Source organism: Verrucosispora sp. CNZ293 (assembly GCF_002754655.1).
In genome coordinates this window covers 6,440,041-6,459,493 of record NZ_PEFR01000001.1, presented here as the reverse complement: position 1 = coordinate 6,459,493, position 19,453 = coordinate 6,440,041, and the positions used below count along the sequence as shown (strand labels likewise).

Below are 19,453 nucleotides of genomic sequence, written 5' to 3'. Positions count from 1 at the left end.
CTCCCCCCACCAGGGAAATGAAGGAGTCTGGAGAACATGCCGGTATCGGTCACCATGCCCCGGCTCGGCGAGAGCGTCACCGAGGGCACCGTCACGCGCTGGCTCAAGCAGGAGGGTGACACCGTCGAGGTCGACGAGCCGCTGCTCGAGGTGTCCACCGACAAGGTCGACACCGAGATCCCGTCCCCGGCGGCCGGGGTGCTGACCCGGATCGTGGTGGGTGAGGACGAGACGGCCGAGGTCGGCAGCGAACTGGCGGTGATCTCCGGCGAGGGCGAATCGGCCGGCGGCGGTGCCGCCCCGCAGCAGCAGGAGGAGGCCCCCGCCGAGCAGGCCGCCGAGGCGGCCGAGGAGCCCGAGGCCGAGGCGGAGCAGCCGGCCGTCGAGGAGCCGACCGAGCAGCCGGCGCAGGCGGCCCCGGCGCCGTCGGGCGAGGGCACCCCGGTGCAGATGCCGGCCCTGGGCGAGAGCGTGACCGAGGGTACGGTCACCCGCTGGCTCAAGCAGGTCGGCGAGACCGTCGAGGTCGACGAGCCACTGCTGGAGGTCTCCACCGACAAGGTCGACACGGAGATCCCCTCGCCGGTCGCCGGCACCGTCCTGGAGATCAAGGTCGCCGAGGACGAGACCGCCGAGGTCGGCGCGACCCTGGCCGTGGTCGGTGCCGCCGGTGGCGCGCCGGCCGAGGCGAAGCCGGAGCCGAAGCCCGAGCCCGAGCCGAAGCCCGAGCCCGAGCCGGAGCCCAAGGTGTCCGAGCCGACGCCCGGCATGTCGTACAACGAGCCGGCCGCCGAGGCCGAGACGGCGCAGGAGCCGGTCAAGGCCGAGCAGGCGGCGCAGCCGGCAGCCCCCGCCCCGCAGCGCGCGGCGGCCCCGTCCAACGGCGGCGAGCAGGCGGCCGGTTACGTGACGCCGCTGGTACGCAAGCTGGCCAGCGAGCACAACGTGGACCTCGCCTCGGTCAACGGCACCGGTGTCGGCGGCCGGATCCGCAAGCAGGACGTGCTGGACGCGGCCGAGAAGGCCAAGGCGGCCAAGGCCGCGCCGGCTCCGGCGGCCCAGCCGGCGGCCGGGGCTCCGGCCAAGCCGGCCGCCAAGCCGCAGCCGAGCGCCAAGCGAGGCACCACCGAGAAGCTGCCCCGGATCCGTTCGGCCATCGCCAAGCGGATGCTGTCGTCGCTGCACGAGATGGCGCAGCTGACCACCGTGGTCGAGGTGGACGTCACGAAGGTCGCCAAGCTGCGGGCGCAGGCCAAGGAGTCGTTCCAGCAGCGGCACGGCGTCAAGCTGTCGTTCCTGCCGTTCTTCGCGCTCGCGGCCATCGAGGCGCTCCAGGCGTACCCGATCGTCAACGCCAGCATGGACCTGGACGGCGGGACGATCACCTACCCGGACGCCGAGAACCTCGGCATCGCTGTGGACACCGAGCGGGGCCTGCTGGTGCCGGTCATCCACAACGCCGGTGACCTCAACCTGGGCGGTATCGCCAAGCGGGTCGCCGACCTGGCCGAGCGGACCCGGACCAACAAGATCAGCCCGGACGAGATCGCCGGTGCGACCTTCACGCTCACCAACACCGGCAGCCGGGGTGCCCTCTTCGACACCCCGATCGTGCCGTCGCCGCAGTCGGCGATGCTGGGTACGGGTGCCGTGGTCAAGCGTCCGGTCGTGGTCAACGACCCGGATCTGGGCGAGGTCATCGCCGTACGCCAGATGGTCTACCTGGCCCTGTCCTACGACCACCGGCTGATCGACGGCGCCGACGCCGCCCGCTTCCTGACCGCCGTCAAGGAGCGCCTGGAAGCCGGCAACTTCGAAGCCGAACTCGGCCTCTAACCCCAGCCCACAGCAGTGCGCCCCGGTCCCCCAGACCGGGGCGCCCTGCCCCCCACCCACCCACCCACCCACCCACCCACCCCACCCCCTCGATGCGTTGATCATGAAGTTGTTGTCGTGCCACGCCGGTGCGGATGACAACAACTTCATGATCAACGGGGAGGTGCGGTCCGGGGTGAGGGGTTGGGTGGTGAGGTTGCCTGAGTACGTGCCGGAGCAGGCATTCCGACCGTCGCGCGCCGGCGCGCAGCGCAACCTCCGGCGGCTGCTGGGGACCATGGCCGGCACCATCCGGCCGGACGTCGACCCCGCTGACGTCCTCGTCGGGCTCAGCGGCGTCTCGCTCGCCGCCGGTGGACGGGAGCAGCGTGACCAGGCCCAACGCCTGCTCGACCTGCTGATGGACGGCCTGCGGTACCGCCGGGCGGACTGATCCGAAACCGGCGTACGCCCAGGCCGGCGCTGGGACACTCAGGCCGTGGGCGACGTGGGGTGGCGGGGACGGCTCGGGCCGGCCGTCGGCATCGCACCCGGCGCCCGGGTCGACAAGTTCGAGATCTTCTTCGACCTGGTCTTCGTCTTCTCGTTCTTCATCATCACCCGTGCCACCGCCGCCAACATCAACGGCCGCCAGCTGCTGCACGCCGCGCTCGTGCTGGCCGTGCTCTGGTGGTGCTGGGTGGTGCACACGGTGGTGGCCACCCGCATCCGCATCGGCGAGGGTTTCGTGCCGGTGCTGATGGTCGTCGGAATGGCCGCGCTGTTCTGCTTCGCCCTCGCCCTGCCACAGGCGTTCATGGACCACAAGGAGGAGGCGGGTCCGGTCGTGGTCGCGGTCAGCTACGTGGTCATCCGCGCCATCCATCTGATCCTGTTCCTGCACGTCGTGCGCGACAACCCGACCGAGCGCCGGCAACTGCTCCGATACGCCCCAGAGCTGGCGCTGAGCACCGCGCTGCTGCTGGTGGCCGCCCTCCTACCCAGTCATATCGGCGATGCTGGAACCGCTGCGTTAGTCCGCGACGCGCTCTGGGTGAGCGTGGTGCTGCTCCAGTACGGCACCGGCCTGCTCGCCCGCACCTGGGGCTGGCAGGTGACCTCGGCTGAGCACTGGACCGAACGGTACGACCTGATCCTGATCATCGCGCTCGGCGAGTCGGTGATCTCCGTCGGCGTCGGCAGCAACCTGCTCGGCCAGGCACCGACCTGGCCCGGCGTGATCGCCGCGGTGCTCGGGATCTTCTTCACCGCCGCCCTCTGGTGGGTGCACTACGACCTGATCGGCCCGGCCGCCCGGATCGCTCTGCACGCCACCCTCGGTCGCGCCCGGGTACTGATGGCCCGCGACGCCTACGCCTACCTGTACCTGCCGATGATCGCCGGGATCATCCTGTTCGCCCTCGGCGCCGAGGGCATCGTGCACGACGTCGCCGAACCCGGCGTACCGGTGACCGAACCGGCCCACGGGCCGGACGTGCCGATGCTGTTCGGCGGGGTTTTCCTCTACCTGCTCGGCAACATGCTGTTCCAGCTGCGCACCCTGCACACCCTGAGCTGGACCCGGGTCGCCACCCTCGTCGTCCTCGTCGTCGGCATCCCGGTCGCCATGCCGATGCCGGGCCTGGTCGCGCTCGGGCTGCTCACCGCGATCTGCGTCGGCCTGGTCTTTGCCGAGGTGGTGCTGATGTCCGAGGCCCGGCACACGCTGCGCGCGGTGGTCTTCGAGGAACGCACCGCCCACGAGACCCACGAGGCGACCTACCGCGCCCGCTGGCACGGCCAACCCCCTGGCACCACCTGACGTCACGATCGGGGCACGTCGCAGCGACTGGGCGGCGCGAGTTGCGGCATCTTGGCTGATTTCCGGCGGTTGAGGGCGCGAGTTGCGGCATCTCGTGCGGCACTAGGGAGGCCCGCAGGAGAACCGGCGGTGACCCGAGACTGTCATCGAACAGTGGCGGCGCCAGCGCTTGACTTCGAGTGCGCTCCAAGCGGGACGCTTGGCGGCATGACGATGACACGGAAACTGGGCCGCAGCGGGATCGAGGTCAGCGCCATCGGCATGGGGTGCTGGGCGATCGGTGGGCCGCTGTGGGGCGACGACCGGCAGCCGTTGGGCTGGGGCGAGGTCGACGACGAGGAGTCGGTACGCGCCGTGCACGCGGCGATCGAGCACGGGGTGACCTTCTTCGACACGGCAAGCAACTACGGGGCCGGGCACAGCGAGCGGGTACTCGGCCGGGCCCTCGCCGGCCGCCGTGACCAGGTGGTGATCGCCACCAAGTTCGGCTTCGTCTCCGACGAGGCGACCCGCCGGGCCACCGGCGAGGACCACCGTCCCGAGTACGCGGTGGCCAGTCTGGAGGCGTCGCTGCGCCGCCTCGACACCGATCACGTCGACCTGTTGCAGCTGCACCTGAACGACCTGGCTCCGGCGCTCGCGCTCGACCTGGTCGACACGCTGGAGAGCATGGTCGCCCAGGGCAAGATCCGGGCGTACGGGTGGAGCACCGACCACCCCGACTCGGCTGCCGCCTTCGCTCCGGCCGCCCCGCACTGCACGGCGATCCAGCACGACCAGTCGGTGCTGCGGGACAACGCCGACATGCTTGCGGTCTGCGACAAGCATGACCTGGCCAGCATCAACCGGGGGCCGCTGGCGATGGGGCTGCTGACCGCCGCCACCAGGTCGCTCGGCGACGACGACGTGCGGGGGCGGGCACCCGAGTGGCTGCCCTGGTTCACCGACGGCCGACCCGCGCCGGAGTGGGCGCAGCGGATCGACAAGGTCAGGGCGGCGCTCACCGCCGACGGCCGTACCCTCGCCCAGGGCGCGCTCGGCTGGCTGCTGGCCCGCAGCCCCCGTACGGTGCCGATTCCCGGCTTCCGCACGGTGGCCCAGGTCGAGGAGAACACCCGGGTGCTCGCCCTCGGGCCGCTGCCCGCCGACGCCTACGCGGAGGTCGAGCGGGAGCTGTCGGAGCTGCGGTCGGCAGGGGCCGCCACACCGGCGTGACCGACTCGACGCGGCGGGGTCACCGCGCGTACCCGAAGATGGAGGGCATGCGGATCCTCATGGCCGGTGCGTCCGGCTTCCTCGGCACCCGGCTGGTCGACCTGCTCGTCACCGACGGGCACCAGGTGACCCGGCTGGTACGCCGACCGCCGCGCGATGCCGACGAGCGACAGTGGTCGCCGTCGGCGGCGCAGTTGGACCCGGCGGTGGTCGCGGAGGCCGACGCGGTGGTCAACCTGGCCGGCGCCGGTGTCGGCGACCGGCGCTGGAACGACAGGTACCGGCAGCTGATCCGGTCGAGTCGGGTGGACACCACAAGCACGCTGGCCACCACCATCGCCGGCCTGCCGGTGGCCGACCGGCCGGAGGTGCTGCTGAACGCCTCGGCGATCGGCTGGTACGGCAACACCGGCGACCGGGTGGTCGAGGAGGACGCGCCGGCCGGCGATGGTTTCCTCGCCGACGTGGCCCGGGTCTGGGAGGCGGCCACCCGGCCGGCCGAGGACGCCGGGGTACGGGTGGTGCGGCTGCGCACCGGGCTGCCGCTGCACCGCGACGGTGGGCTGCTCAAACCGCAACTGCTGCCGTTCAAGCTGGGCATCGCCGGTCGGCTGGGGAGTGGTCGGCAGTGGATCCCGTGGATCTCGATGACCGACTGGCTCAACGCCACCACGTTCCTGCTGGCCCGGGCCGATCTGGCCGGGCCGGTGAACGTGGTCGGCCCGGCCCCGGTCACAAACGCCGAGTTCACCCGGGAGCTGGCCCACCAACTGAACCGCCCCGCGGTCATCCCGATCCCGGCGCTGGCCCTGAAGGTCGCCCTGGGCGGCTTCGCCCAGGAGGCCCTCACCAGCACCCGCGTCCTCCCCGGCGTCCTCAACAGGGCCCAGTTCACCTTCCGCCACCCCGACCTCCGCACCGCCCTCCAAGCCGCCCTCCACCCCTGACCCGCCCCGCCCGGATCTGAGTTGATCATGAAGTTGTTGCCGCAGGGCTCGGCGTGGCGCGGCAACAACTTCATGGTCAACAAGAGTGGCCCGGTCAGCAGCCGATGGTCCAGTGGTTGGGGGCGGTCTGGCGGAGGGTGGTGGTGTAGAAGGTGTTGTAGAGGCCCATCCGCTGGTTGGAGCCGTTGGCGTAGGCGTAGCCGGCGGAGTGGTAGGCGCGGCCGGCGGTGACGTGGGCGTAGTTGCTGGCGGTGACGCAGGTCGGGGTGGGGGTCGGGCTCGCGGTCGGGGTGGGTGACGCGGTGGGGCTGGGCGAGGCGGTCGGGGTCGGCGTCGGGGTCGGGGTGACGCTGCCGTTGAGGCCGAAGAAGACTGCGTCGTGGTAGGTCGAGCAGATGGTGTCCAGGAAGTACGCGGCGGCGGTACCGCACTGGTCCGCGCCGGAGCCCGGGTCGACCGGGGTGCCGTGGCCCATGCCGGAGACCCGGTGTACGCGGACCACGTCGTTGCCGTACACCTCGACGCTGGTGCCGGCCGGCAGTTGCCGGGTGCTGGTGGGCGTCTGCGAGACACCGAGCACGTTCGTCCACTGGTCGCGCGACTCGGTGGCGTTCGCCGTCGCCACGGTGTAGTCGCTGGTGCCGTGCCAGATGGCCACCTTCGGGCGGGCACCGGAGTAGCCGGGGTGGGCGTTGCGGACCAGGTCACCCCACTGCGCCGGGGTCTTGTCCACGCCGGGGCTCATGCAGGAGAAGGCGTTGACCATGCTGGTCGCGCAGCGGTGCGGCAGCCCGGCGATGATCGAGCCACCGGCGAAGACGTCCGGGTAGGTCGCGAGCATGGTGGCGCTCATCGCCCCACCGCCCGACAGCCCGCTGACGTAGACCCGGTTGGCGGCCGTGCCGTACGTCGACCGCGCGTGGTCGACCATCTGCTTGATGGACAGCGCCTCACCCTGCCCCCGGGTCGTGTCGCCGGTCTCGAACCAGTTGAAACAGGAGCTGGAGTTGTTGGCCGAGCGCTGCTCGGGCACGATCAGCGCGAATCGCCACTGGTCGGCGTACTTCTGCCAGCCGGAGTTGGTGAAGTAGCCGCTGGCGTTCTGGGCGCAGCCGTGCAGCAGCACCACGGCCGGAGCGCCCGCGGGCAGGTTGTCCGGTCGGTACGCGTACATGGCGAGGTTGCCGGGGTTGGAGCCGAAGCCGGTGACCTGGGTCAGGGACGCAGCCTGGGCGGGAGCGGCGACGGCCACCAGCGCGGCGGCGGCCAGGACCAGCCCGGCCAGCGCACCGGCGAGCCGGGTACGGGTGCGGCGCACAAGAGCCTCCATGGTTGTGAGCTGGATCACCAATAATTGCCGCGACGTTACGCACCTGTGTCGCGCCGATGACATGGTGGCCGTGCACACATTCGTCGATGTCCGGGTGTGGCGCGGTGGACGACGCGGACCTGCCGGGTCTGACCGGCGTGTCCCGGTGCGATTGGTAACGTCCGCTAGGTGCCCACCTCCCCGTCCGTGGCGTCCGCGCCCGCCTCACCGTCGCCCTCGCGGGTAACTCGCGACCGCCGCGTCGACCTGACAGTGGTGCTTGTCGCGCTGGCGCTCGCCGTCTGGGTGACAAGCGGGCTGTGGATCGACCCGAACGGACGGGCGATCACCGTCAACTCCAGCGACCAGGCGCTGTTCGAATGGCTGTTGGCCTTCGGCGGGCACGCGTTGACCCACGGCGAGAACCCGCTCTTCACCTATCTGATCAACGTCCCGGACGGGGTGAACCTCGCGGTCAACACCTCGATCACCGTGTACGCGGCGGCCTTCGCCCCGCTGACGTACCTGATCGGGCCGCCGGCCACCTTTCTGGTGATCCTCACCCTCAACCTGGCCGCCACCGCCGTCGCCTGGTACTGGCTGCTCTCCCGGCACCTGGTCCGCAGCCCCCTCGCCGCCGCGGTGGGCGGGCTGTTCATCGGCTTCTCCCCCGGGATGGTCTCGCACGCCAACGCCCACCTGAACTGGACTGCCGGCTGGCTGGTGCCGCTGCTGGTGTGGCGGCTGTTCGCGCTGCGCCGGCCCGGTCACTGGCTGCGCGACGGGGCGATCCTCGGCGTACTCGTCGCGGTCGCCTTCTCGATCGCCGCCGAGGGACTCTTCTTCACCGCGCTGGCGCTCGGGCTCTTCGTCGCCGTCTGGGCGCTGCACCCGGCCAACCGGGTCGAGGCCCGCGCCGTACTGCCCTCGTTCCTGCGCGGCCTGGCGGTGACCGCTGTGGTCGCCGGGGTGCTGCTGGCATACCCGCTGTGGCTGCACTTCGCCGGGCCGCAGCGGTTCCACGGCACCGGCTTCGACGCGGTCATCCACTCCGAGGACATCGCGGCGTACGCCGCCTACCCGCGCCGTTCGCTGGCGGGCGAGGCCGGTTTCGGCACCTCGCTGGCGCCGAACCCCACCGAGGAGAACTCGTTCTTCGGGTTGCCGTTGCTGGTACTCGCCGTCGGCTGTTTCGTGCTGCTGTGGCGGGCCGGCGACGCACGCCGACGGGCGACCCTGTGGGCGCTCGGGATCGTCGCGGTGGTCTTCACCACGCTCTCCTTCGGGCCGGTGGCCAAGGTCGACGGCCGGCGCACCGACCTGCCGATGCCCTTCGACCTGCTCGGGCACCTGCCGGTGGTGAACGCCGCGCTGCCCGCCCGGTTCGCGCTCGTGGTGACGCCGGTGCTCGGCCTGCTGCTGGCGTACGCGGTCGACCAGCTGCGCCGACGCCCGCTGTCCCGCCCGGCGGCGGTGGCCTGGACTGTCGCCTTCGCGGTGGCCCTGGTGCCGCTGTTCCCCACCCCGCTGCTGACAAGCGAACGGGAACCTATCCCGCGCTTCATCACCTCCGGCGCCTGGCGGGACCACGTCTCCCCGGGCGGGGTGCTGACCCCGGCGCCGCTGGCCCTGGACGTCTACCCCGACGGGCAGCGCTGGCAGGCGTACGCGTTGGCGAACCGGCAGGGCGAGTTCGCCATCCCGTCCGGGTTCTTCCTCGGCCCCGGCGGTCCCGACGACCGGGGACGCATCGGTCCGGTGCCCCGCCCGTTCGGCGCGCTGCTCGACCAGGCCGCCCGCACCGGCCTGCCGCCGATCGTCACCGAGGGGACCCGCGAGGAGGTCCGGGCCGACCTGGAGCACTGGCGGATCGAGACGGTGGTGCTCGCCGACGAGGTGCACGGCGCCAAGTGGCCGGTCGACGAGGAGGCCATCCGCCGTACCCTGGTCCTGCTCTTCGGTGAGCCGCAACGGGTCGAGGACGTCTGGGTGTGGCGGGTCGGGGAGTGAGCCGCCGAGGGTCGGGCGGCGTCACCGGCGGTGAGCCGACTCACCACTGGTGACCAGCGGGTACGGGTCTAGGCTGGACGGGTGACCGTGACGACCTCCGGCCTGACGGCCGTACGCGCCGGTGTCCTCGACTACGCCGCCGCCTGGGACGAACAGCGCCGGTTGCACGAGGCGGTGGTCGCCGGCGGGCAGGGCGACACCGTGCTGCTGCTGGAGCATCCGAGCGTCTACACCGCAGGCAAGCGCACCGAGCCGTGGGACCGTCCGGTCGATGGCACTCCGGTGATCGACGTGGACCGGGGCGGCAAGATCACCTGGCACGGCCCGGGCCAGTTGGTGGGTTACCCGATCGTGCGCCTGCCCGACCCGGTCGACGTGGTCGCGTACGTGCGCCGGGTCGAGCAGTTGCTTATCGACGTCTGCGCCGAGTTCGGCCTGACCGCCGGCCGGGTGGAGGGACGCAGCGGGGTCTGGGTGCCGGCCGACGACCGGGGTCCGGAGCGCAAGGTCGCCGCGATCGGCATCCGGGTCGCCCGGGGTGTCACCCTGCACGGCTTCTCGATCAACTGTGACTGCGACCTGGCGTTCTTCGACCGGATCGTGCCGTGCGGCATCCGCGACGCCGGCGTCACCTCCCTCACCGCCGAACTGGGCCGCCCCATCACCGTCACCGACGTCCTCCCCGCAGTCGAACGCCACCTCCCCACCCTCCACCCCACCCCTAACCCTCCCCCACCCACCCCCACCCCCCACCCCCACCCCCCACCCACGCCCCCTGCCGGGACGCCGCCCACTCGGTTGATCATGAAGTTGTTGTCACGCCACGCCGGCATCGGCGACAACAACCTCATGATCGACGGCCGAGATCGATCGGCTTGCGTGGGTGGGTAGGTGGAGGGTTGTCAGGGGGTTAGGCGGTGGAGGTCGCGGGGGAAGGCGGTCACCTGACGGATGTTGGGGGCGTGGGTCAGGCGGGCGACGAGGCGTTCCAGGCCGATGGCGAAGCCGCCGTGCGGGGGCATGCCGTGGCGGAATGCGTCGACGTAGCCCGCGTACGGCTCGACCGGCTCGCCCCGGGCGGCCAGCGCGGCAAGGTAGTCGGCGTGCCGGTGCAGGCGCTGCCCGCCGGTGACCAGTTCCAGCCCACGGAACAGCAGGTCGAAGCCGTTGGAGTAGCCCGGCCGTGCCGGGTCCGGATGGGTGTAGAAGGGCCGCTTCGCCATCGGGTACCCGGTGACGAAGAGGAACTCCGAGCCGTGCTCACGGCGGGCCCACTCGCCCAGCGCGCGTTCGTGGGCGGGTGCCAGGTCCGGTTCGTCGGCGGGTGCGCCGGCGATGCGCAGCGCGTCGCTGAAGTGCACCGCCGGGATCTGCGTCGGCACCGGTGGGGGCGTGACGCCGAGGGTGGCCAGCGCGCCGGCGGCCCGGTCGCCGACCGTGTCGAGCATCCCGGCCAGGGTGTCCCGCAGCACCGTCATCACGTCCCGGTGGTCGGTGACGAAGCCCAGCTCGACGTCGAGCGAGGTGTACTGCGCCAGGTGTCGCACGGTGTCGTGCGGCTCGGCGCGGAACACCGGCCCGACCTCGTACACCCGCTCGAAGACCCCGACCATGAGCTGCTTGTAGAACTGCGGCGACTGGGCCAGGTACGCGGGCCGACCGAACCAGTCCAGGGTGAAGACGTTCGCCCCGCTCTCGGTGGCGGAGGCGACCACCTTCGGTGTCTGGATCTCCACGAAGCGGCGGGCGTCCAGCGAGGCCCGGAAGCCGGCCACCGCCGCCGCCGAGATCCGCAACGCGGCCGACCGGGTCGGGTGGCGCAGGGCGACCGGGGCGTGGTCCAGCTGGGTCGGCAGGGTGGCGGCCAGGTCGGGTCGGTAGAGATCGAACGGCGGTGTGTCGGCGGGCGGGCCGAGCGGTCGTACCGTCGGGTCGGTCAGCTCCAACCCGCCGGGAGCCGCCGCGTTCGTGACCACGGTGGCCACCACCTCGACGACTGTCTCCTCCGGCAGCGCCTCGACCTCGGCGCGCACCGCGGGGTCGGTGACGACCACCTGCGCGAGCCCGGCGGCGTCCCGGACGATCAGGAAGGCCACCGACTTGAGCAGTCGGCGGCGGTGCACCCAGCCGGCGATCCGGACGGTACCGCCGGTGTGCCGGGTGAGCTGGTCGGACAGGATGCGTTGCATGGCTACCTCCTCGATCAATCGCAACGCGATCCCCGGGAGGTGTGGGCGAGCGGGAAACCTCGCGGTGCCACCACACCTTCGCCCCCGCCAGGGCGGGAGCCTCGTTCGTCGCCTTTTCACCGGGGCCAGCCGGGCGGGGTCTACTGGGCGCGGATGCCGGGGTGCCCCTGCTCAGCAAGGGCCGGCCGGTCCACCGTGCGCCGTTCTTCCCGCAGCTCGGGAGGGTCTTCGCGGCCCCGGTGCCAGACCGCCTCACAGCATCCGGCGGCTCTCTTCAACTGGCGGGTCGGTGCGCTACTCGGCTCCGTCGTCGCTACTCGTCGGGCACGTTAACACCCGGCCGGGCCGTCCTGTTACGTGTTTTTTCCGGCCCCGGTGTCCGGCGTCACAGGATTTCCGGGGTGACGGCCGTCGCCCGCCGTTCATCGACCGCCGCCGTCCGGCGTAGGCTCGTTTTGTGACGATCGAGCACTCCGCGCAGACGACCGGCCAGGCCGCGAGTACCGCGACGCCCGCCCCCGAGGGGCGGCGACTGCTGCGGATCGAGGCCCGCAACGCCGAGACGCCGATCGAGCGCAAACCACCGTGGATCAAGGTCAAGGCCAAGATGGGCCCGGAGTACACCCAGCTACGCGGGCTGGTCTCGCGCGAGGGGCTGCACACGGTGTGTCAGGAGGCCGGCTGCCCCAACATCTACGAATGCTGGGAGGACCGCGAGGCCACCTTCCTCATCGGCGGTGACCAGTGCACCCGCCGCTGCGACTTCTGCCAGATCGACACCGGCAAGCCGGCCGAGTTCGACGCCGACGAGCCGCGTCGGGTCGCCGAGTCGGTGGTGTCGATGGGCCTGCGGTACGCCACAATCACCGGCGTCGCCCGCGACGACCTGCCCGACGGCGGTGCCTGGCTCTACGCCGAGACGGTCCGGCAGATCCACGCTCTGCAACCCGGCTGCGGCGTCGAGTTGCTGATCCCGGACTTCAACGCGGTACCCGAGCAGCTCGCCGAGGTCTTCGGCGCCCGACCCGAGGTGCTCGCGCACAACGTGGAGACGGTCCCAAGGATCTTCAAGCGGATCCGGCCGGCCTTCCGCTACGAGCGGTCGCTGGACGTCATCCGGCAGGCCCGCGCCGACGACCTGGTCACCAAGAGCAACCTGATCCTGGGCATGGGCGAGGAGCGGGCCGAGATCTCGCAGGCACTGCGTGACCTGCACGACGCCGGCTGCGAGCTGATCACCATCACCCAGTACCTGCGCCCCTCCCCCGGCACCACCCGGTGGAACGCTGGGTCAAGCCGGAGGAGTTCGTCGAGCTGCGCGAGGAGGCCGAGGAGATCGGCTTTGCCGGCGTGATGAGCGGCCCCCTGGTCCGCTCCTCCTACCGCGCCGGCCGCCTCTACCAACAGGCCCTCGCCGCCCGCGAACCCACCCCCCTCCCCACCCGCTAGCCCTCACCCCCACCCCTCACCCCGTCGATCTTGCACTTTTGGTCGCCATTCTGCGGCTTATGCGGCATATACACCGACCAAAAGTGCAAGATCGCGTGGGGTCGGGTGGGGTCGGGTGGGGTCGGGGTCAGGGGTGGTCGGTGAGGAGGTTGAGGCGGTGGGCGATGGCGGCGGCTTCTACGCGGTTCGTCACGTCCAGCTTCGCGATGATCCGGGAGACGTGCACGCTCGCCGTCTTGGGCGAGATGAACAGTTGCTCGGCGATGCGGCTGTTGCTGTGTCCCGCCGCGACCAGGCGCAGCACCTCGCGTTCCCGCTCGGTCAGCAGATCCGCGCCGGGGCGGCCCCGGACGGCGCCACGCAGGCCCACCCGGCGGGCCAGGGTGGCCGCCCGCTCGGCGAGCCGGATCGCGCCGAGCCCGTCAGCCAGCGCCGCCGCCTCGCTCACCGCCGCGCCGACCTCGTCCCGCTCCCCCGCGCCCGCCGCCGCCTCGGCGTACCCCAGCAGCACCCGTGCCAGTTCCCCGGGCTGACCGGCGGTCCGCCAGGCCGCCACCGCCGCCTGCCAGGCGGCGAGGGGCCCGGCACCGGCCGTCGCGGTGACCTCGGCGGCGTACGCCCGCTCGGCGGGGAACCGGGCCGCGACGCCGCCGGCCAGCGTGGCGACCTGGGCGGCCATCTCCTCGTCGCCGGTGTGCCGGGCGGCCCGTGCCGTCGCGGCCAGCACCGGCCAGCCGTAGCGGGGGTAGTCGACGATCGCGGGATCGACCAGGCTCGCCTGTGCCGCCCGGACCACCTCGAACCGGTCGTCGGCCGCCAGCGCCGCCTCCAGCCGCAGCTGGTGCAGCGGCAGCCGGTTGTGCGGATGCAGGTACGGCTTGGTGAGGAAACCCAGCGCCCGGCCGACCGTCTCGTCGGCGCGGGGATGTCCCTGCGCCAACCGCAGGACGGCCCGCAGTTGCAGCCAGTGCAGCCCCGAGACGCCCGGCGGGTCGAGCCGGGCCGCCTCGGCACACACCTGGTCGGCCTCCGACCAGCGGCCCAGCGCCAGCAGCGCCTCCGCCCGGTTGGAGAGCAGGTACGCCCCGGTGGAGCGGCTGATGCCGACCCGACGAGCCTCGTTCATCCCGTCGGCGGCGGCCTGCGCCGACTCGTCGTACCGGCCCAGTTCGAAGAGCACGTCGGAGATGTGCACAAGTGCGCTGACCAGCGCCGGCACCTCTCCGGCGGCCCGGGCCAGCGCCTCACAGCGGCGTAGCTCGGCCAGCCCGAGATCCGGCGCGCCCTCCCGGCGACTGAGCACCGCGAGCTGTACCGGCAGCAGGGCGCAGTCGGTGCCGCCGGTCTGCGCCGCGGTCACCACCTCGGCGGCGATCCGGGCCGCGTCGGCATGGTCGATGCGGGCCAGATGATCGGCGAGGTCGGCGAGCAGCCGCAGCCGTTCCGGGCCGTCCGCCACCCCTGACACCAGCCGGTACGCCTCCCGCAGCTCGGTCGCGCCGTCGCTCTTGCCGAGCATGGCCAGCATCCGGCCGCGCCGGTCCAGCAGCCGTGCCGCACGCAGCGGCTGCGCCTCGGTGTCGACCTCGGCCAGCGCGGCCCGGGTCAGGGTCAGCGCACGCTTGTAGTCACCGGCGGTGGTCGCCGCGCTGAGCGTCTCCTCCAGCACCGCGAGGTGATCCATGCCGAGCCTCTCGGCCGCGTCGGGCACCAGCTCCCACAGTTCCAGCACCCGTTCCAGCAGCCGGGTCTGCTCCGCGTACGCGTACCTGTCGGCGGCGGCGCAGGCGGCCACCCGGGCGGTCACCAGGGCTCGCGGATGATCGTGGGCGGCGTGCCAGTGGTGGGCGATCTCGGCCGGGGCCCGGCCGGCGGCGACCAGCGACGGCTGGGCCTCGATGGCGGCGGCGAACCGGGCGTGCAGCCGGGCGTGCTCACCGGGCAGCAGCTCGTCGTGGACCGCCTCGCGGACCAGTGCGTGACGGAACTCGTAGTCGCCGTCCGGGTCGACGACCAGCAGCTGGGCGGCGACGGCGGCCCGCAGGGCGTCGTCCAGCTCCGCCTCGGGCAGGCCGGCGACCTCGGCGAGCAGCTGGTGGGACAGGCGGTTGCCGCCGGCGGCGGCGATCCGCAGCACCCGTTGGGCCGGCTCGGGCAGGCGGTCGACCCGGGCCAGCAGCAGATCGCGCAGCGTGTCCGGCAGCGCGGCGCAGCCGATCGGGCTGCCGGCGGCGGCCAGCTCCTCGATGAACAGGGGGTTGCCCTGGGTACGGTCGTGGATGTCGTCGACCGCCCGCGCGGCCGGCTCGGCACCGAGCAGCCCGGCGAGGACCGCCCCGGTCCCGTCCCGCTCCAGCCGGGACAGCTCGACCCGCTCGACACCCCGGGCCCGGTCCAGCTCGGCCAGGAAGGGCCGCAGCGGGTGGCCCCGGTGCAGTTCGTCGGTGCGATAGGTGCAGACCAGCAGCAGCGGGCCGGGGTGGCCCGCCCGCACCAGGAAGCCGATCAGATCGCGGGTCGACCGGTCCGCCCAGTGCAGATCCTCAATCATCACTATCAGTGGCTGGTCGGCGGCGAGCCGGCCGAACAGCTGGGCGACCAGGTCGAACAGGTAACCCCGGGGGGCGTCGGAGGGTGGTACGGCGGCGGGCGCGGTGACACCGGCCGGCCGGGCCAGCTCCGGCAGCAGGCGGGCGAACTCGCCGTCGTACCCGTCGAGGACCCCGGTCCCGTCGCGGCGCAGCACGGCCCGCAGGACCGCGGCGAACGGGGCGAACGGCAGGCCGGCCTCGCCAAGTTCGAGGCACTGCCCGACCAGCAGGCGGGCGTTGTCGCCGACGGAGCGCCCGAACTCCTCCAGCAGGCGGGTCTTGCCGACCCCGGCCTCGCCGCCGACCAGGAGGGTGACCGGCTCCCCGGCGCGGACGCGGGCGACCGCCTCGCGTAGCCGGGTCATCTCACGCTGGCGGCCGACGAGGACGGTACTGGTGGGGCGGACGGTCACGGCACCGAGCATGCCACGCCCAGCCTCGCCGCCCCGCCGGCCGTCCTGTCGGTCCCCGTCCGCCGGTTCGCCGCCGGTACCCGTCCCGGTGCCCGCAACCGTACCGGCCCGAGCGGCCGTACCGGCCCTGGCGGTCGTGCTGGTGACGGTGCCTCCGTTGGTGCCCGGGCCGGTGCTGGTGTCGCCGTCGATGGCCGTACCCGCGCCGGCCCCGGCACCTGTGCTGATGCCGGGGCGGGCGCGGCGCGGCTGGTTCTCCATCTCGGCGCTCAGTGGCGGGCCTCGTCGGTACCCGTGCGGTGATGCCTGCGGTTCAGCCAGCCGCGTGCCGAGCGGTGCGGCAGCGACCGGGCCAGCCGGTCCCGGGCGGCCTCGGCCCGCAGCTCGGCGGAGTGCGTACGGTAGAGGGTGAGCATGAGGTTGGCGTCGTGACCGAACATGTCGGGCTCCCTGCGATCGTCGTCAACTGGTGACATTGACTCTGCTCGCGAAGGTGCCGCCGGGGCATGGGCACAGTGCCTGATCTGTGCCCGCTCGCCCTCCTTACGCCGGGTCGTCAGCGGCGTAGCGGGGTCGTAAGGTACTCAGCCGGCCGCGGATCAACGGTGCGGCGGGCGACCACTAGACTCGACGCCATGGCAAAGCCCCAGGAGAAGGTCTCGTTCGGCCAGCGGCTGAAGCAGATCGGGTTGGTGTTCCGGTTCACCGCCAAGCAGGACAAGTGGTTCGCCCCCCTGGCGACCGGTGCGGTGCTGATCCCGCTCGCGCTGACCGTGGTCGCGGTCGCGCTCTGGGGCTGGCTCTGGTTGCCGCTGGGCATCCTGTTCGCCCTGCTCTGCCTGTTGATCGTGCTCAACCTCCGGTCGAACCGGGCGATGATGAACGCGGCCGAGGGGCAGCCGGGCGCCGCCGCGCAGATCATGGAGAACATGCGCGGTGACTGGCGGGTCTCCCCGGCGGTCAGCTCGACCACCCAGATGGACATGGTGCACCTGGTCATCGGCCGGCCCGGCGTGATCCTGCTGGCCGAGGGCAACCCGCAGCGGGTCCGCGGGCTGCTCGGCCAGGAGAAGCGTCGGCTCGCCAAGGTGATCGGCAACGCCCCGCTCTACGACTACGTCATCGGGCAGGACGAGGGCGAGCTGCCGATCCGTAAGTTGCGGATGACGCTGATGCGACTGCCCCGCAACCTCAGCGGCAAGGACGTCAACTCCCTGGACAAGCGGCTCAAGGCGCTTACCGCCCGCCCGCAGATGCCCAAGGGGGCCATCCCCAAGAACCTGCGCCCGCCGCGCGGCGCGTTCCGCCAGTCGCGCGGTCGCTGACCAGCAGCCCTGTTCCACCGCGGACCCGCACCCCCGCGCGACCGCCGATCAGCACCCCTGATCGCCGATGCGCGGGGGTGATGCGTTTCGCGGGTCCGCGCGAGCGTGCGAGCGGGACCGATCAGCGCTGCGCGGGGGTGACGACGGAGCCGCTGAGGCGGTCGTGCAGGCCGCGCCGGTGCTGGTCCATCAGCAGGGCGGGGACGACCAGGGCCAGCAGCACCCCACGCAGCAGTGCCCGGAGCAGACCGATCCGACCGCCGTCGGTCCAGTCGACGCAGCGGATCCGGGTCAGGTACATGCCGGGGGTCTGGGCGAACAGGCCCAGGAAGACGCCGTACAGCAGGATCAGCACCAGCACGGGTGCCCAGGCGTCCCGGGTCGGGCTGGCGAACAGCCCCGAGGCGAGCAGGCAGAGAATCCAGTCGATGACCAGGGCCCCGAACCGGCGACCCAGGTCGGCCGGGACGAAGTCGGGGTCCGTAGCGGGGGGTGGCGCGGGACGCGGCTGGGTGGTCACCCGCACGAGCCTAGTCAGCGGCGGAACCGAACCGGTGCAGGCCCGAGGCCCGGCGGGAAGCGGGCGCGTACCGGAAGCGGAAGCTGGCGCCGGACGGAGCCGGACCCGGCCGTCGGGGCCGACCGGAACGAACGCCGGGCCGATCGGAACGGGCGTCGGGCCGGCCGACGCGTGGTGCCAAAAAGGACCAATCTCATCAAGTTTCACTACACTGGCACAGCCGGACCCGTTCCTCGGGTTTGAGGTGTCCGGGACAGGCACCGGGGTGACCCAACGCGAGGGACGTAACACGGCAGAAACACTGGAGACATGGCCGGGCAACCGCACGGCCATAGCGTCGCCAGGAGCCTAGCTACCCGTGGACGTGCCAGGAGGACGAGTGTTCGCCAATCCCGAGGAACTCCTGCGTTACCTCAAGAACGAGGACGTGAAGTTCGTCGACGTTCGTTTCTGTGACCTGCCCGGCGTCATGCAGCACTTCAACCTGCCGGTGGAGTCCGTCGACGACGACTTCTTCACCAACGGTCTCGCTTTCGACGGGTCGTCGATCCGCGGCTTCCAGGCGATCCACGAGTCGGACATGCTCCTGCTCCCGGACGTCGCCACCGCCTTCATCGACCCGTTCCGCGCGCAGAAGACCCTCGCGCTGAACTTCTTCATCCACGACCCGTTCACCCGCGAGGCGTACTCGCGTGACCCGCGCAACGTGGCGAAGAAGGCCGAGGCGTACCTCGCCGCCAGCGGTATCGCCGACACCGCCTACTTCGGTCCGGAGGCGGAGTTCTACATCTTCGACTCGATCCGCCACGAGACCTCCGCGCACCAGGCGTACTACTACATCGACTCGATCGAGGGCGCCTGGAACACCGGTCGTGAGGAGGAGGGCGGCAACCGCGGTTACAAGACCGCGTACAAGGGCGGTTACTTCCCGGTGCCGCCGGTCGACCACTACGCCGACCTGCGCGACCAGATCGTCCGCCGGCTCATCGACACCGGCTTCACCGTGGAGCGCTCGCACCACGAGGTCGGCACCGCCGGCCAGGCGGAGATCAACTACAAGTTCTCCACCCTGCTGCACGCCGGTGACCAGCTCCAGCTCTTCAAGTACATCGTGAAGAACACCGCCTGGGCCGCCGGCAAGACCGCCACCTTCATGCCGAAGCCGCTCTTCGGTGACAACGGTTCCGGCATGCACACCCACCAGAGCCTCTGGCTGGGCGGCGAGCCGCTGTTCTACGACGAGACCGGGTACGCCGGCCTGTCCGACATGGCCCGCTGGTACATCGGCGGCCTGCTGCACCACGCCCCGTCGCTGCTGGCCTTCACCAACCCGACCGTCAACTCGTACCGCCGCCTGGTGCCCGGTTACGAGGCGCCGGTCAACCTGGTCTACTCGCAGCGCAACCGCTCCGCCTGCACCCGCATCCCGGTCACCGGCAGCAACGCCAAGGCCAAGCGGGTCGAGTTCCGGGTGCCGGACCCGTCGGCGAACGTCTACCTCGCCTTCTCGGCGATGCTGATGGCCGGTCTGGACGGCATCAAGAGCAAGATCGAGCCGCCGGCGCCGATCGACAAGGACCTCTACGACCTCCCGCCGGAGGAGTGGGGCGACGTCAAGCAGGTGCCGGGCTCGCTGCCGGCCGTGCTCGACTCGCTCGAGGCCGACCACGACTACCTGCTCGACGGTGGTGTCTTCACCCCCGACCTGATCTCCACCTGGATCGACTGGAAGCGGGCCAACGAGGTCGACCCGGTGCGTCTGCGCCCGACCCCGCACGAGTTCGCGATGTACTTCGACTGCTGAGTCCCACTCAGCGCCATCCGGGCCGGCTCCGCACTTCGCGGAGC

At 71.8% G+C, this 19,453-nt stretch carries 13 protein-coding genes and 2 pseudogenes; 10 read left to right on the top strand and 5 right to left on the bottom strand.

Going from position 1 to position 19,453, the window contains the following annotated elements; genetic code table 11:
- The first annotated feature begins 36 nt into the window (after positions 1 to 36).
- From sucB to CLT74_RS29485, 5 genes are all read left to right on the top strand, one after another.
- Entirely contained in the window at positions 37 to 1,836 is a 1,800-nt protein-coding gene (gene sucB / locus CLT74_RS29505; protein ID WP_099850818.1) for a 2-oxoglutarate dehydrogenase, E2 component, dihydrolipoamide succinyltransferase, read from the top strand.
- 190 nt (positions 1,837 to 2,026) lie between these two features.
- Positions 2,027 to 2,269: an SbtR family transcriptional regulator gene (locus CLT74_RS30970; RefSeq protein ID WP_199172286.1), complete on the top strand. Its 243-nt coding sequence runs from the start codon at positions 2,027 to 2,029 to the stop codon at positions 2,267 to 2,269.
- Positions 2,270 to 2,314: 45 nt separating this feature from the next.
- Positions 2,315 to 3,637 carry a low temperature requirement protein A gene (locus CLT74_RS29495; protein ID WP_099850816.1) on the top strand — a complete coding sequence of 441 codons (1,323 nt, stop codon included), beginning with the start codon at positions 2,315 to 2,317 and terminating at the stop codon, positions 3,635 to 3,637.
- Between the two features lie 207 nt (positions 3,638 to 3,844).
- The gene (locus CLT74_RS29490; RefSeq protein ID WP_099850814.1) at positions 3,845 to 4,852 is read left to right on the top strand and encodes an aldo/keto reductase; all 1,008 of its coding nucleotides are present in this window, start codon (positions 3,845 to 3,847) and stop codon (positions 4,850 to 4,852) included.
- Between the two features lie 47 nt (positions 4,853 to 4,899).
- Positions 4,900 to 5,799, top strand: coding sequence for a TIGR01777 family oxidoreductase (locus tag CLT74_RS29485; protein ID WP_099853400.1), 900 nt, complete (start codon positions 4,900 to 4,902; stop codon positions 5,797 to 5,799).
- A 94-nt stretch (positions 5,800 to 5,893) separates the two neighbouring features.
- Here CLT74_RS29485 and CLT74_RS29480 read toward each other — a convergent pair whose 3' ends face one another.
- Positions 5,894 to 7,129, bottom strand: a complete 1,236-nt coding sequence (locus CLT74_RS29480) for an extracellular catalytic domain type 1 short-chain-length polyhydroxyalkanoate depolymerase (protein WP_099853396.1) — start codon at positions 7,127 to 7,129, stop codon at positions 5,894 to 5,896.
- 168 nt (positions 7,130 to 7,297) lie between these two features.
- On the opposite strand from CLT74_RS29480, the gene CLT74_RS29475 reads away from it, so the two are divergent.
- Positions 7,298 to 9,118 carry a DUF6311 domain-containing protein gene (locus CLT74_RS29475; protein ID WP_099850812.1) on the top strand — a complete coding sequence of 607 codons (1,821 nt, stop codon included), beginning with the start codon at positions 7,298 to 7,300 and terminating at the stop codon, positions 9,116 to 9,118.
- 81 nt (positions 9,119 to 9,199) lie between these two features.
- Positions 9,200 to 9,829 (top strand): annotated as a pseudogene (gene lipB, locus CLT74_RS29470) (lipoyl(octanoyl) transferase LipB); the annotation flags it as partial.
- Between the two features lie 191 nt (positions 9,830 to 10,020).
- On the opposite strand, the gene aspS reads toward lipB, so the two are convergent.
- Positions 10,021 to 11,307 carry an aspartate--tRNA(Asn) ligase gene (gene aspS / locus CLT74_RS29465; protein WP_099850810.1) on the bottom strand — a complete coding sequence of 429 codons (1,287 nt, stop codon included), beginning with the start codon at positions 11,305 to 11,307 and terminating at the stop codon, positions 10,021 to 10,023.
- A 401-nt stretch (positions 11,308 to 11,708) separates the two neighbouring features.
- Here aspS and lipA point away from each other — a divergent pair.
- A pseudogene (lipA, locus tag CLT74_RS29460) lies at positions 11,709 to 12,756 on the top strand (lipoyl synthase).
- A gap of 127 nt (positions 12,757 to 12,883) precedes the next feature.
- On the opposite strand, the gene CLT74_RS29455 reads toward lipA, so the two are convergent.
- Both CLT74_RS29455 and CLT74_RS30965 read right to left on the bottom strand, forming a co-directional pair.
- Complete coding sequence (locus CLT74_RS29455; RefSeq protein WP_486582676.1) at positions 12,884 to 16,021, bottom strand: helix-turn-helix transcriptional regulator; 3,138 nt, start codon at positions 16,019 to 16,021, stop codon at positions 12,884 to 12,886.
- Between the two features lie 8 nt (positions 16,022 to 16,029).
- Positions 16,030 to 16,200: a hypothetical protein gene (locus CLT74_RS30965; protein WP_199172285.1), complete on the bottom strand. Its 171-nt coding sequence runs from the start codon at positions 16,198 to 16,200 to the stop codon at positions 16,030 to 16,032.
- Between the two features lie 195 nt (positions 16,201 to 16,395).
- On the opposite strand from CLT74_RS30965, the gene CLT74_RS29450 reads away from it, so the two are divergent.
- A complete protein-coding gene (locus CLT74_RS29450) occupies positions 16,396 to 17,085 on the top strand; it encodes a DUF4191 domain-containing protein (RefSeq protein WP_099850809.1) in 690 nt (229 codons plus the stop codon).
- A 121-nt stretch (positions 17,086 to 17,206) separates the two neighbouring features.
- Here CLT74_RS29450 and CLT74_RS29445 read toward each other — a convergent pair whose 3' ends face one another.
- The gene (locus tag CLT74_RS29445; RefSeq protein ID WP_099853386.1) at positions 17,207 to 17,605 is read right to left on the bottom strand and encodes an RDD family protein; all 399 of its coding nucleotides are present in this window, start codon (positions 17,603 to 17,605) and stop codon (positions 17,207 to 17,209) included.
- A 379-nt stretch (positions 17,606 to 17,984) separates the two neighbouring features.
- Between CLT74_RS29445 and glnA the strand changes: the two genes are divergently transcribed.
- Positions 17,985 to 19,409, top strand: a complete 1,425-nt coding sequence (glnA, locus tag CLT74_RS29440; protein WP_099850807.1) for a type I glutamate--ammonia ligase — start codon at positions 17,985 to 17,987, stop codon at positions 19,407 to 19,409.
- The last annotated feature ends 44 nt before the right edge of the window (positions 19,410 to 19,453 follow it).